We start from the raw sequence: 277 nt of genomic DNA, 5'->3' as shown, positions 1-277 counted from the left end.
CTGTGCCCCTTGGGATTATACCTGAATTACCGCTCAGATTTAATCGTCGCCGTTCAGGCCTGCACGGTTGAGCAAGAACTGAGACAGCAGCGCCACCGGGCGGCCGGTCGCGCCCTTGGCTTTACCGGAGCGCCAGGCGGTGCCGGCGATATCCAGATGCGCCCAGGTGTACTTGCGGGTGAAGCGCGACAGGAAGCAGGCGGCGGTGATGGCGCCGCCAGGGCGGCCACCGATGTTTGCCATGTCGGCGAAGTTGGAGTCCAGCTGCTCGTAGTAC

At 63.5% G+C, this 277-nt stretch carries 1 pseudogene; it reads right to left on the bottom strand.

The annotated features are described in order from the left end of the window. Nucleotides 1–39: 39 nt before the first annotated feature. Nucleotides 40–277, bottom strand: a pseudogene (locus PIJ50_RS16345) (leucyl aminopeptidase); the annotation flags it as partial.

This window comes from Falsirhodobacter sp. 20TX0035 (assembly GCF_028307215.1).
In the GTDB taxonomy this organism is placed as follows: Bacteria; Pseudomonadota; Alphaproteobacteria; order Rhodobacterales; family Rhodobacteraceae; genus Falsirhodobacter.
Note: the sequence above shows the minus strand (reverse complement) of the source record. Positions and strands in the feature narration are given on the sequence as shown.